This window comes from Amycolatopsis sp. CA-128772, from assembly GCF_002904295.1.
Taxonomy (GTDB): domain Bacteria; phylum Actinomycetota; class Actinomycetes; order Mycobacteriales; family Pseudonocardiaceae; genus Amycolatopsis.
Genome location: NZ_PPHG01000014.1, coordinates 163,049 through 175,670, shown reverse-complemented (window position 1 = coordinate 175,670; position 12,622 = coordinate 163,049). Strand labels below are relative to the sequence as shown.

The 12,622-nt window shown below is 71.5% G+C and carries 13 protein-coding genes; 9 read left to right on the top strand and 4 right to left on the bottom strand.

The features are described 5' to 3' along the window. The first annotated feature begins 85 nt into the window (after positions 1-85). The gene (locus C2L59_RS06235) at positions 86-373 is read left to right on the top strand and encodes a toxin-antitoxin system HicB family antitoxin (RefSeq protein WP_103348546.1); all 288 of its coding nucleotides are present in this window, start codon (positions 86-88) and stop codon (positions 371-373) included. Continuing rightward, entirely contained in the window at positions 370-816 is a 447-nt protein-coding gene (locus C2L59_RS06230) for a type II toxin-antitoxin system VapC family toxin (RefSeq protein ID WP_233223296.1), read from the top strand. Before C2L59_RS06235 ends, C2L59_RS06230 begins: the two co-directional genes overlap by 4 nt. A gap of 462 nt (positions 817-1,278) precedes the next feature. Here C2L59_RS06230 and C2L59_RS06220 read toward each other — a convergent pair whose 3' ends face one another. Then, positions 1,279-2,277: a hypothetical protein gene (locus tag C2L59_RS06220; RefSeq protein WP_003085563.1), complete on the bottom strand. Its 999-nt coding sequence runs from the start codon at positions 2,275-2,277 to the stop codon at positions 1,279-1,281. A gap of 247 nt (positions 2,278-2,524) precedes the next feature. Between C2L59_RS06220 and C2L59_RS06215 the strand changes: the two genes are divergently transcribed. The 3 genes from C2L59_RS06215 to C2L59_RS06205 all read left to right on the top strand — a co-directional run bounded on the left by C2L59_RS06215 (position 2,525) and on the right by C2L59_RS06205 (position 4,561). Continuing rightward, the gene (locus C2L59_RS06215) at positions 2,525-3,100 is read left to right on the top strand and encodes a papain-like cysteine protease family protein (RefSeq protein ID WP_103348544.1); all 576 of its coding nucleotides are present in this window, start codon (positions 2,525-2,527) and stop codon (positions 3,098-3,100) included. Continuing rightward, positions 3,097-3,846: a hypothetical protein gene (locus tag C2L59_RS06210; protein ID WP_103348543.1), complete on the top strand. Its 750-nt coding sequence runs from the start codon at positions 3,097-3,099 to the stop codon at positions 3,844-3,846. The genes C2L59_RS06215 and C2L59_RS06210 overlap by 4 nt, the downstream gene beginning before the upstream one ends. A 61-nt stretch (positions 3,847-3,907) precedes the next feature. Beyond that, positions 3,908-4,561, top strand: coding sequence for a dTMP kinase (locus C2L59_RS06205; RefSeq protein ID WP_103348542.1), 654 nt, complete (start codon positions 3,908-3,910; stop codon positions 4,559-4,561). Here the strand turns inward: C2L59_RS06205 and solA are convergent. Continuing rightward, complete coding sequence (solA, locus tag C2L59_RS06200; protein ID WP_103348541.1) at positions 4,550-5,680, bottom strand: N-methyl-L-tryptophan oxidase; 1,131 nt, start codon at positions 5,678-5,680, stop codon at positions 4,550-4,552. The genes C2L59_RS06205 and solA overlap by 12 nt on opposite strands. Before the next feature lie 57 nt (positions 5,681-5,737). Next, positions 5,738-6,187 carry a hypothetical protein gene (locus C2L59_RS06195; RefSeq protein WP_103348540.1) on the bottom strand — a complete coding sequence of 150 codons (450 nt, stop codon included), beginning with the start codon at positions 6,185-6,187 and terminating at the stop codon, positions 5,738-5,740. Positions 6,188-6,251: 64 nt separating this feature from the next. Between C2L59_RS06195 and C2L59_RS06190 the strand changes: the two genes are divergently transcribed. Continuing rightward, on the top strand, positions 6,252-7,220 hold the full coding sequence (locus C2L59_RS06190; protein WP_103348539.1) for a YafY family protein: 969 nt from the start codon (positions 6,252-6,254) through the stop codon (positions 7,218-7,220). Here the strand turns inward: C2L59_RS06190 and C2L59_RS06185 are convergent. Next, on the bottom strand, positions 7,217-8,002 hold the full coding sequence (locus C2L59_RS06185) for an IclR family transcriptional regulator (RefSeq protein ID WP_103348538.1): 786 nt from the start codon (positions 8,000-8,002) through the stop codon (positions 7,217-7,219). The two genes, C2L59_RS06190 and C2L59_RS06185, sit on opposite strands and share 4 nt — an antisense overlap. A gap of 373 nt (positions 8,003-8,375) precedes the next feature. On the opposite strand from C2L59_RS06185, the gene mtrA reads away from it, so the two are divergent. Genes mtrA through C2L59_RS06165 form a run of 3 tightly spaced genes read left to right on the top strand, consistent with a single transcriptional unit; the run spans position 8,376 to position 12,554 of the window. Continuing rightward, positions 8,376-9,053, top strand: a complete 678-nt coding sequence (mtrA, locus tag C2L59_RS06175) for an MtrAB system response regulator MtrA (protein WP_003085616.1) — start codon at positions 8,376-8,378, stop codon at positions 9,051-9,053. A 7-nt stretch (positions 9,054-9,060) separates the two neighbouring features. Continuing rightward, entirely contained in the window at positions 9,061-10,785 is a 1,725-nt protein-coding gene (gene mtrB, locus C2L59_RS06170; RefSeq protein WP_103348536.1) for an MtrAB system histidine kinase MtrB, read from the top strand. Further along, positions 10,782-12,554: an LpqB family beta-propeller domain-containing protein gene (locus C2L59_RS06165; RefSeq protein ID WP_370444717.1), complete on the top strand. Its 1,773-nt coding sequence runs from the start codon at positions 10,782-10,784 to the stop codon at positions 12,552-12,554. Before mtrB ends, C2L59_RS06165 begins: the two co-directional genes overlap by 4 nt. The last annotated feature ends 68 nt before the right edge of the window (positions 12,555-12,622 follow it).

The window sequence follows — 12,622 nt, the reverse complement described above, 5'->3', positions numbered from 1 at the left end:
GGCCGCCCCGAGAACGTTCGGGGCGGCCTTTGTCATGCGCCGTGAACAGTGATAGCACGAATGGGTGAAGTGTTATCATGGTGGGGTGAAACAGTTGATCACGAGGATCGACGACGAGCTGCACGCCCGGCTGAAGGCCCGAGCCGAAGCCGAAGGGCGCAGCATGAACGACCTGGTCACGGAAGCGTTGAGGGGCGTAGTGGCGAAGACGGAAACCCGAGCGGACTGGAAGCGGCGGTTGATCGCCGAAGGCAAGGTCGTGCACGTGGAGCCGCCGGCTCAGGTGCCGACGCTCGACGAAATCGAAGAACTGTCCCGCGGGTGGGGCGCGGCGGTCAGCGAGGCGCTCGACTGGACCCGAGGGGAGTGGTGACCGTGCTGTACCTCGACACCAGTGCGCTGGTCACCGCTTACATGGCAGACGAGCCGGAGCACGACAAGTTCCGCGAGCTGCTCCTCGAAGGCGGTGACCCGATCATGAGCAGCGACTTCACCCGCATCGAGTTCGCCGGCGCGATGACGGCCGCCAAGCGGACCGGCCGCATCCCCGATCCTGCGGCGGTGCTGGCGCACTTCGACCACCTGGCCTCGCCGGACGGGGACCTGGCGCTGATCCCGTTCGACCCGGGCCGGGTGATTCCCGCCGCGCGCCGCCTGGTCACCGAGAACTACCCGGTACGCACGCTCGATGCGATCCACATCGCGGTCGCGATGCACTCCACGGCCGAGCTGACCGCCGGCGGACCGGTCACGTTCGTGACCCGCGACCAGCGGCAGGCCGACGCGGCCAAGGCCAACGGATTCGAAGTGCTGTGACGCTCGCGTAGACTCACCGCCGTTCTTGGCATCACGAACCTCACGGCCCGGTGGGTAGTCCGGGCGGCTCGCACAGGGCTCGTTGTACCGTTCCAGGAAACCGGTGACGCCAGGCTGATCCGTCACGCCTGGAGGCCCCGCCGGTCCCGCTCGACCAGCGTCCGACGGCCCGTCTCAACGCCGGGCGTCTCGCAAAACCGGCGAAGAAAGCGCAGGACGACGAGGGCATCGGCACGGCCGCCCAGCGCGCTTTACGCGAGGCGGTCACCCAGCACGCGGCCGAGAACACGCGAGTCACGCGTCCAATCACGCGAGTGACGCGCTCAATCACGCGAGTCACGCCCCGGATCACGCGAACCGACCCGCCAGGTACGCGAGCCGACCGCGCTCAACCGGGCATCATCCGTGTCTGGAGGACATCTCACGTCATTGAAGGGGCATCTCGCGTGACTGGCGACTACGTCAGTTCCACTCCACGGCAACCCCGGCCAACCCAGGCCCGGCGTCGCTGAAGAACGCGCTGCTCACCCCGCCCATATCGCAGGCCAGCTCCTCCGCCACCACCGGCAACGCGTCATCCCGCGCCCGCACCTGACGCGTGCACCGTGCCGGTAGCGCGTTCCGGTCGAACCGCAGCTGCACGAGGTAACTCGCGCACCGGTCGCGCAGCATCCGGTAGTAGCCCGGCGACGCCGATCCCGAGTCGTCCCGGACCTCGAAGCAGAACACGTGGATGTCGCCCTCGGCGAGCTTGCGGTCGAACAGCAGCTCCGTTGCCATCGTGTCCGCGTCCGGGTTGCGGCGCATGCGGCCCACCCGGCAGCCCTCGTCCGTGATCAGCTCGACGTCGTCGATGCGGCAGCCCGGGTCGCCGTTGTACACCGTCAGGTACCGGTCCGGGCCGTGGCGTCGCGCGCGCGTCACCAGGCGGGTGCGCAAACTCACCTGGCGGTGTTCCGCGTCGAACGTGATCGTGTCGTGGACCGACAGCAGCTCCAGGTCCGCGTTGTAGTGGTTCGACGACGGGTACGCGCCCAGCTCGGCCAGGAGGTCCTCGACGATCGAGCCCATGTCGCCGGAACGCAGGTCGTGGAACGACGCCGCCGGCTGGTGGCCGCGGCGGACCAGGCGGGGCCCGATCAGCACCACCAGGGCGTCCGCCGGCAGCTGGAGGACCGATTCCAGGGCCCGGACCGCCGGCAGCGCCTTCGGCACCTCGGGCTGACGCAGCCCGCGTTGCCAGTAACTCAGCGTCGACTGTCCGATTTGGACTCCGCGCAGCGCGAGGTGCGCCCGCAGCCGGGCCAGTGACAGCCCGCGGTAGGCGATCGCCAGCCGCAGGGCGTGGTGGAACTCGCCGGTGCGCAGCGCCTCGGTCAGCTCTTTGGGCAGTTCGGCGACCGATGCCCGGGTCGTGCGGGCGCCATCGATGATCAGTGGGAGGTTCCCGTCTTGTGCCACCGCTCGTCCCTTCACCCGACCAGTGTGTGCGCTGGGCGTGAACACCGCGGAACGTTCACGTTAGCAGCGTAGGGTGGGCGTGCCGACCCCCGTTCAGGGTGGTTGGCCTCGTTGAGGTGACTGTTCCGCGTTCCGGCTGGGCCCCGGAACGGTCCGTTCCTCCGGATGGCGTTCTTGCTCCTTGTGACCGCGTTGTTCACCGTTGTGACCACCGCTGGTTCGCCCACTCCTCCACCGGAGGCCGTCTGTGCTGGTGAAGTCGAGCCAGGTCCACGCCGTGCTGGCTGTGAGCCTGCTGTTGTGCCTGGTCGCGCCGGTCACCGCCGGAGCCGCGCCCGGAGTGCCGTCGACCTACCGGACCCAGATCACCGTCCAGGCCCAGCAGAAGAACCAGTGGTGCTGGGCGGGCGCGGGCAACACCATCGCCGCCTTCCACGGCGCGGTCGTCAGCCAGACGCGGTTCTGCCAGCTCGCGCACGGCGGATCCGGCGCGGACTGCGCGAACCTCCCCGGCACGCTCGCCGACCCGCAGCGCGCCTTCGCCCGGCTGGGCTTCACCTCGCCGGGCCGCTACCTCGACCGGCGCATCCCCTACGCCGACGTCCGGACGCAGACCGCGGCGAACCGGCCGGTGGAGACCCGCGTCGGCTGGCGCTCGGGCGGCGGCCACGCGAACGTCCTCTACGGCTACGACTCGCGCGGCGGCTGGGTGTTCTGGGCCGACCCGGGCGCGGCCAAGCGCTACAACTGGTCGACCTACGGCTACTACACGCACAACTCGTCGTTCACCTGGACGCACACGCTCACCGGGATCGCCCGATGAGCAGGCGGGCGCTCGTGCTCGCCGTGCTGACCGGCGCGGCGCTGCTGATGACGGCTCCGGTGTCAGGCGCGGCCCAGGCCGCCGGCATCAGCAGCGCCGACGCCGTGGCCGCGCACACCGCGGCCGCGGGTCTCCGTGACACCCTCGTGCGGTTCTTCGCCGAGGCGCCGGACGCCAAGGGACCGGTGACGGTCGAAGTCGCACCGGACGCCTTCCCCGTCTACGAGCTCTCGCCGGACTTCGTCGCGGGCAAGCCCGGCGCGGCCCCGGGCGACTTCGCCTACTTCGCGATCCCCGCGCGGGCCTCCGACGGCCGGACCGCGACGCTCTGGTCGGTCCGCGGCGCGGACGGCAGCTGGCAGATCGGCAACATCGCCTCGGGTGACGTCGAGGGCGAGTACGCCCGTAAGCTGCCCGCCGGCGCCCAGCTCCTGCACGAACCGCAGATCGACGCCTGGTACGCGGTCGACGGCGGCCGTGTCACGTCGCTGGCCGACGGCAAACCGGTCGCCGGCTACCAGCGGACCGTCGGAGCCCGCTACGCCGACAAGCTCCCCGGCTCGGCGTACGACCGCAACGGCGAGGCCGGCGGCTACGACGCCACCTCGCAGGTGATGCCCCGCGGCGACGGCGGCCCGGCACCGGCCGGCCACGACACCGGCTGGGTGCCGCTGCTGATCCTCGTCGGCGTGCTCGCGGTCAGCGGCGCCGGCTACGTGTTCCACCTGCGGCGTAACCCCGCATAGACGAACCGGCGGGCTCGGCGTCGATCCCTTCCACCGAGCCCGCCGGTCCACCAACGCTAGGGTGACGCCCGTGGGTCGACTGGTGGTCATCGAAGGGCTCGACGGTGCGGGCAAGCGCACGCTGGCCGACGGGCTGACGGCGGCGCTGGGCGCCAAGGGTGCGAGCGTGACGTCCCTGGCGTTCCCGCGCTACGGCAAGAGCGTGCACGCCGACCTCGTCCGCGAGGCGCTGCACCGCGGGCACGGCGACCTCGCCGACTCGGTCTACGGCATGGCCATGCTCTACGCCCTGGACCGCAGCGGCGCCGCCGACGAGATCCGCGCCCTGCGGGAGACGCACGACGTCGTCCTGCTCGACCGGTACGTCGCTTCCAACGCCGCGTACGCGGCCGCGCGGCTGCGCCAAGACGCCACCGGCGAAGTCGTGAAGTGGGTGTGGGAGCTGGAAGTCGACCGCTTCGGCCTGCCCCGCCCGGACGCGCAGCTGCTCCTGCGCGTCGCGCCGGCGGTCGCGGCCGAGCGCGCCGAACGCCGCGCGGAGACCGAAACCGGCCGCGAGCGCGACGCCTTCGAGACCGACGACGGCCTGCAGCGGCGGTGCGCGGCCGTCTACGACGAGCTCGCCGCGTCGGGCTGGCTCGCGCCGTGGCACGTCCTGGACGGCGTCGCGGGTGTCGATTCCGAAGCGCTGGCGACGTCGCTGCTAGGCCAGTAGCCGGGCCGGGTCGAACTGCGCGATCGGGTACGCCGTCGCGCCGTCGACCACCAGATCGGCGAGGATTTCGCCGATCACCGGGGCGAACTTGAAGCCGTGGCCGGAAAAGCCGCACGCGAGCACCACCCGCTCCTCGGCCGGGTGCGGGGCGAGCACGAAGCTTTCGTCGGCCGTGTCGGTGTACATGCACGTCGCCGCACGGAGGAACGCGCCGGGCAACGTCGGCAGGTGCCGCTTCAGCACCGCGGCGATTTCGTGGACCTCGTCGCCCGACACCGTCCGGTCGATGCCGTCGGCGGTGCACGTCCGGCCGCCACCGTGGAACGCGACCTTCACGCCGTCCGCGGGTGCGTTGTGCGCCGGAAAGCCGTAGAACGTGTAGCCGTCGCCTTCCCAGATGTAGACGGGGTGCTCCCGGAACGGCGCAATCCCGCCGGACGGCGCGAACCAGTACTGCACCTGCCGCCGGATCGTGAAGGCGACACCGAAGCCGCGCAGCAGTTCGGCGGCCCACGCGCCAGGGCACAGCACCAGCCGGTCGGCCGTGTAGTAGCTGTGCGACGTCCCGACGCGCACCCCGCCGGCCATCGTGCTCCAGGTGAACACCTTCTCCTCGTGGTGCAGTTCGGCACCGCACCGCGCGGCCAGCTGCAGGTGCGCGGCGACGGTGCCTTCGGGCGACACGAGCCCGGCACCCGGTTCGTACAACGCGACTTCGCCCCCCGACGGCGTCATGGTCGGGAACCGGCGGCGGATTCCGGGCGCGTCCAACAGTTCGTGCGGGATGCCGAAGGCCCGCGCCGACGCCGCGCTGCCGGTGACGGTCCGCGAATCGGCCGTGCCGACCATCAGCCCGCCGCAGCGGGTGAACAGCCGCCGTCCGCTGTCGCGTTCGAGGCCGTCCCACAGTTCGTGGGCTCGCAGCAGCAGCGGCACGTACTCGGGGCCTTCGAGGTACGCCTGGCGCGTGATCCGCGAACCGCCGTGGCTCGACCCGCGGTTGTGCACCGGCGCGAACTGGTCGATGCCGAGCACCCGCTGCCCGCGCTGCGCCAGCCGGTACGCCGCGGCGCTGCCCATCCCGCCGAGGCCGACGACGATCACGTCGTAGTGCGTCATGGCACCCTTCCGCAGTTGCGTCTTCAGCAACAACGTGCGTGGTGCGCGACGCGCTTGTCAAGCGCGGGCGAACTCCATGACCCAGTTGGCTTCCCAGGTCCGCCCGCCGTCGGCGGAGAACTCCTGCTCCCAGCGCGGGGTGCCGGTGGTGGTGCCCGTCCAGGCGTAGTGGACCTTGATCGGCTCGCCCTCGTGCGTGTCGTCGCCGTAGAAGTCGCCGCGGCCGCCGTCGAAGCGCCCGGTGACCGGCGGCTGCAGCACCCCGGTCCGGCTGTTGGCCCAGTACAGCGACCACTCTTCGCGCCCGACGTCGAAGAGCCGGAGGGTGCAGCCGCGGAAGCCGAGGGTGGGGAAGGTGATCTCGTCGAAGTTGCCGCCGCCCTCGAACAGCGGCCGGCAGGTCGACGTGCCGGGGAAGGTGGTCCAGTCGTCGCTGCCGGTCAGCGGCTTGGTGAGCCGCCGGTTCGTCACGGTCCAGGAGCCGATGAAGAAGCCGAAGTCGTTCATGACGGCGATCTTGGGCCGTCACCACTGACACCTTCTGTCAGTGGTCGCTGGCAGACTTCGCCGGGTGCGTGCGAGCCGGCTGGTGTCCCTGCTGTTGCTGCTGCAGAACCGCGGGCGGATGAGCGCCGCGCGGCTGGCGGCGGAGCTCGGCGTGAGCCCGCGGACGGTGTACCGGGACGTCGAAGCGCTCGCCGCGGCCGGCGTCCCGATCTACGCCGAAACCGGCCCGGACGGCGGCTACCGGCTGATGGACGGCTACCGGACCCGGCTGACCGGCCTGACCGAGGGCGAGGCCGGCTCCCTGTTCCTCACCGGGCTGCCGCAGCCGGCCGCCGAGCTGGGCCTGGGTGCCCAGGTGGCGGCGGCCGAGCTCAAGCTGATGGCCGCGCTGCCGACGCCGTACCGGGACGCGTCGATGCGGATCCGGCAGCGGTTCCACCTCGACGCGCCCGGCTGGTACCGCGAGGCGGACCCGGTGCCGCAGCTGCTCGCGGCCGCGGAAGCCCTGTGGCAGGACCGGGTCGCCGAGGTCCGGTACCGCCGCTGGTCGCCCACGCCCGGTGTCGTGACGCGGCGGCTGCACCCGCTCGGCCTGGTCCTCAAGGCCGGCGTCTGGTACCTGGTCGCCGGCCCGGAGCCGCGCACCTACCGCGTCGGCAACATCGAGGAGTTCCGCGCGCTCGACGAGCACTTCACCCGCCCGGCCGGGTTCGAGCTGGCCGGGTTCTGGCGCGCGCACGTCGAGCGCTACGAAGACAGCGAGGAAGGGGAGACCGCGCTCGTGCGGCTGTCGGCCGCCGGGATCGCCGCCCTGCCGGACATCCTCGGCCCGCGAGCCGCCCGGCTCGTCGCCCGCACCCTCGAACCCGAAGACGCCGAAGGGTGGCGACGCGCCCGCGTGCCATTGGAAAGCGTGCCCCACGCCGCGGCCGGCCTGCTGCGGCTGGGCGCGGATGCGCAGGTGCTGGCCCCCGCGGAACTGGTGGCGCACATGGGAAAGACGATCCGCGCGATGGCGGGGCTGTACCCCTAGTCCCGGAAGTACCCCAGCTGCGCGGAAAGCTCGTCCGCCGCTTCGGCCATCGGCTTCACGATCTGCTTCACGCGCTGCTTCGAAAGCCGGTACGACGGCCCGGAAGCGCTCATCGCGGCGACGACGTCCCCGCCCGGGCCGTGGATCGGCACGGCGACGGCGTGCATGCCGAGTTCGAGTTCCTCGTAGCAGGCCGCGTAGCCGTCTTCGACCACCCGGTCCAGCTCGGTCAGCAGCTCCTCCGGCTCGACCGTCGTGCGCGGGGTGTACTGCTCCAGCTTCCGCTTCAGCACCCGCTTGCGCTCGGGTTCGCCCATGTACGCCAGAAGGATCTTGCCGCTGGAGGTCGCGTGCAGCGGCGTCCGCTGGCCCGTCCAGTTCTGCGTGGTGATCGCGGCCGAGCCGCGGGCCTGGCTGATGTTGATGGCCACGCCGTCGTCGGCGATGGCGATGTTGACCGTCTCGCCCAGTTCCCCGGCCAGCGCCAGGCAGCTGGCCCGGCCCAGTTTCGCCAGGTCCATCCGCCCGGTCGCGGCGCCGGCCAGCCGGACGACGCCGAACCCGATGGCGTACTTCCCGCGTTCGCCGAGCTGCTCGACCAGCCCTCTCGTCTCCAGGACGCTGAGCAGCCGCGACGCCGTCGACTTGTGGACGCCCAGTTCGCCCGCGATCTCGGTGATGCCGGTTTCGCCGTTGCGCGCGAGCAGTTCCAGCACGCTGATGGCCCGGTCGACCGACTGCACCTGGCTCTGAGTTGCGTTGCCCGGGTCCTGGTTCCGCATAGCGCAACAGTATCCGTTTCGTGGACTTCCTATCGGCTGAGTGGGCGAATCTCTTGACGAGGACACCCCCGGACCCGGATTGTTGCGCAAGAGGCACGGCGTCTCGCACTGCGCAACTTTCACCTACCGTCCCGGCATTCCGCCAGTCGTTCTCCGGGAGCCCCCGATGACGCCGGCCCCGGCCCTTCCCCGAACCTTTCTCCCGCAGGTCCGCGAGGGCCGCGCCGAGGGGACTCCCAGCCCCCGGCGCGGCCCTCGCGGACCGTCCACCGGCACCCGGATGGAGCAGGAGGAGGCGGCGATCTTGATCTTTCTGGTGGTCAAACACGCGGGTCGTGCGTACGGGCGCCGGAACTAGTGCGAATATGTGGACATGAAGGCACGTGTTCTCGTGGTCGACGACGACCCCGCACTCGCGGAGATGCTCACCATCGTGCTCCGCGGGGAGGGGTTCGACACGGCCGTGGTCGCCGACGGCTCGCGCGCGCTGCCCGCGTTGCGTGAGCTGAAACCCGACCTCGTCCTCCTCGACCTGATGCTGCCCGGGATGAACGGGATCGACGTCTGCAAGGCGATCCGCGGCGAGTCCGGGGTGCCGATCGTCATGCTCACCGCGAAGAGCGACACCGTGGACATCGTCCTCGGCCTGGAGTCCGGCGCGGACGACTACGTCGTCAAGCCGTTCAAGCCGAAGGAGCTGGTCGCGCGGGTGCGGGCCCGGATGCGCCGCACCGAGGCCGAGCCGGCGGAGTCGCTCACCATCGGCGACCTGGCGATCGACGTGCCGGGCCACGAGGTCACCCGCGAGGGCAAGGCCATCCCGCTGACCCCGCTGGAGTTCGACCTGCTGGTGGCGCTGGCCCGCAAGCCGCGCCAGGTGTTCACCCGCGAGGTGCTGCTGGAGCAGGTCTGGGGCTACCGCCACGCGGCCGACACCCGGCTGGTGAACGTGCACGTCCAGCGCCTGCGGTCCAAGGTCGAGAAGGACCCGGAACACCCCGAGGTGGTGTTGACCGTTCGCGGTGTCGGGTACAAGGCCGGCCCGCCGTGATGGGTCGATGACTCCCGCGAGCGGCAGACGGCTGCCCGCGTTCGCGCGTTCGACGGCACGCCTGCTCCGGCGTGTCGTCGTTTTCGCGCGCCGCCGGGCGGTCGCGTTCAACGAGCTGTGGAAGCACTCGCTGCAGTTCCGCGTCACGGTGTCGACGCTGGCGCTGTCGTCGGCCGTGGTCTTCGTGCTGGGCATGGTGCTGCAGAACCAGATCACCGAACGGCTGCTCGACACCAAGCGTGACGCGGCGATCGCGCAGACCCGCGCAGCGGCCGAGACGGCCGCGGGTGAGCTCGTCGGCCTCGGCGCCGAGAACGCCGACGCGCTGAAGAACCGGCTCGAGAACGCGCTGAAGAAGATCGCGATCACGCCGACCAGCCAGGACGCGGCCGGTTCGGCGGCGGGCACGTTCGTCCCGGTGCTCGCCAGCGGCGGCCGCGACCAGGCCGGCAGCGACCCGTCGTCGGCGGGCCCGTTCGAGAACGTCCCGCCGCGGCTGCGCCAGTTCGTCGAAGCCGACCAGACGAGCTGGCTCGAGCACACCGTCACCGACGCCGGCGGCGGCCGCACGACGTACCTGATCGTCGGCACGCCGCTGAACACCGTGGCCAGCCCGCTGCAGCTGTACCTGCTGTTCCCGCTGACGACCGAGCAGAACACGGTGTCGACCGTGCAGAACACGCTGCTGGTCGGCGGGCTCGTGCTGCTGCTCCTGCTGGCGGGCATCACGAACCTGGTGACGCGGCAGGTGGTGCGGCCGGTCCGCCAGGCCGCGGCGGCGGCCGAGCAGTTCGCCGGCGGCGACCTCGACCAGCGGCTCGCCGTGCTCGGCGAGGACGACCTGGCGAAGCTCGCGGTGTCCTACAACGAGATGGCCGCCAGCATCCAGCGCCAGATCCGCCAGCTCGAGGAGTTCGGCGGCCTGCAGCGCCGGTTCACCTCCGACGTCTCGCACGAGCTGCGCACCCCGCTGACCACCGTCCGGATGGCCGCGGACGTGCTGCACGCGTCCCGCGAGCAGTTCCCGGCCGGGCTCGCCCGGTCGACCGAGCTGCTGGTCGACGAGCTCGACCGGTTCGAAGCGCTGCTCGGCGACCTGCTGGAGATCAGCCGCCTCGACGCCGGGGTCGAGGAGCTGGCCGCGGAGTTCATCGACGTCCGCCCGATCGCCACCCGCGCGGTCGAGCAGGTGCGGGTGATCGCCGGCAACGCCGGTTCCTCGGTCGAGCTCGTGCTGCCCGAGGACGAGGTGATCGCCGAGGTCGACGCCCGGCGCGTCGAGCGGATCCTGCGCAACCTGCTGGCCAACGCGGTCGACCACAGCGAGGGCAAGCCGGTGGTGCTGACCGTGGGGGCGGACGAAACCACCGTCGCGATCACGGTCCGGGACCACGGCGTCGGCCTGCGGCCCGGCGAGGCGGGCCTGGTGTTCAACCGGTTCTGGCGCGCCGACCCGTCCCGCAACCGCCGCACCGGCGGCACCGGCCTCGGCCTGGCCATCAGCCAGGAGGACGCGCGGCTGCACGGCGGCGAGCTCGACGCGTGGGGCGAGCCCGGCCACGGCGCCTGCTTCCGCCTCCTGCTGCCGCGCAGCCAGGACGTGCCGGCCGGCGACCCGCCGCTGACCCTGCCGCCGCCGGACCGCTTCGCGGCCGAGGTGCCGCTGGGCATCATCGACGTCACGCCGGCGCCGGAGGCGATCTTTGCGGAACGTGAAGGAATCGGTCAGTGAAACGCGACGCTTTTCGGGGGTCCGGGTGGCGAGGCCCCCGGCCCGGGGCGCAGCCCCGGTTGTCACGCGTTCTTCTTTCGGTCTTGTGTCTGGTGCTGCTCGCCGGGTGCGCGAACGTGCCGTTGGAATCGCAGCCGCAGGTGGTCCCCGGCGAGCGCCAGGGCCAGAGCTCCGGTGATGTCGTGCCGGAGCCGCAGCCGGGCATCGATCCGCTGTCGCTCGTGCGCGCCTTCGTCGGGGCGACGCTCAAGCCGGGCCAGAACAACGCCGCCGCCCGCGCCTACCTCGACGAGCCGGGGCGGGCGGCCTGGCGGCCGAGCCGCAGCCTGACGATCATCCAGGACACCTTCGGCACGGTCTACGACACGAACCCGCCGCCCGACCCGAACACCCAGGTCGTCAACGTGCGCGGGGTCGACATCGGCACGCTGGACCAGAACAGCGCGTTCGTGCCGGACCACAGCGCGGCGTTGCTCCAGGTGAAGGTGCGCAAGCAGGCGAGCGGCCAGTGGCGGATCGTCGACCCGCCCCCCGACCTGTACGCGACCGAGTCCGACTTCAGCGAGAACTACACGCCGGTGCCGGTGAGCTTCTACTCGGAGTCGTCGAACACCTTCGTCCCGGATCGGCGGTACGTCGTCGCGAAACCGCAGTCCGGGCTGCCGGGGCGGGTGATGGACCTGCTGGTCAGCGGGCCGTCGACGAGCCTGGCCGGCGCGGTGAAGAACCTGCTCGGCGAGCCGATCGAGATCGACACCAACGTCAAGAGCCTCGACGACGGGACGCTGGTGGTGCCGCTGACCGGGCTCACCGGGGTGCCGGACGACATCCGGCACCTGATCGCCGCGCAGATCGTGCTGTCGCTGCAGTACGTGACGTCGGCGCGGATCCGCATCCTGGCCGACGGCGCCCCGCTGGTGCCGAACCACCCGGACTGGCGCCTGAACGAGCTGCCCGCGTACGGCGCGTCGCTGTCGATCGGGCAGGAGCTCCTGGGCCTGATGACGGTGGGCGGGCGGGTCCGCTCCCTCGGCGACGGCGCTCCGGTCCCCGGCCCGGCGGGCAACGGCGGGTACGACGTGGTGAACGCGGCCCAGTCGATCGACGGCAAGCGCCTGGCGGTGGTCGAACGCAGCGACGGCGGCGTGCGCCTGCGGATCGGCGACCTCGGCCACGACCTGGCCCTGACCACCCTCGCCGGCAGTTCCCTGACCCGCCCGACGTGGCGCCCGGCCACCGGCGAGGTGTGGACGGTGATCGACGAGCTGACGGTCTGTCGCATGGTCCTCGACCCGAACGGCCACTGGACGGCCCTGCAGGTCAACGCGACGGACCTGGTGCAGCAGGGCGGCGTGACGGAGCTGCGGTTCTCCCGCGACGGCGCCCGCGTGGCGGCGGTGATCAAGGGCGAGTTGTGGGTGGCCTCGGTGGTCGTCAACGGCGATTCGGTGTCCCTGCGCGAGCCCCGCCACCTCCAGCAGCACGAGCTGGCGGACGTGGTCGACGTGGACTGGGTCGCCCAGGACGGCCTGGTCGCGGTGACGAAGTCGCCGTCCCAGCCGGTGGTCCGGGTGACGGTCGACGGCCAGCGCATGGACGCGTTCAACAGCAGCAACCTCACCCCCACGGTCCACGGCGTGACGGCGGCGCCGAGCCGTCCGATCGTGGTGGCGGACGCGAACGGCCTGTGGACGGCGTCGGTGCTGGGCGAGGTGTGGCGCCCGCAGAGCCACACGATGAAGGACGCGGACCCCTTCTACCCGGGCTGATCTTTTCACTCGGGTGAGTGACGGCCGGGCGGCGGAAACTGTCGGTGCCGGTCGTGACACTGTCCGTG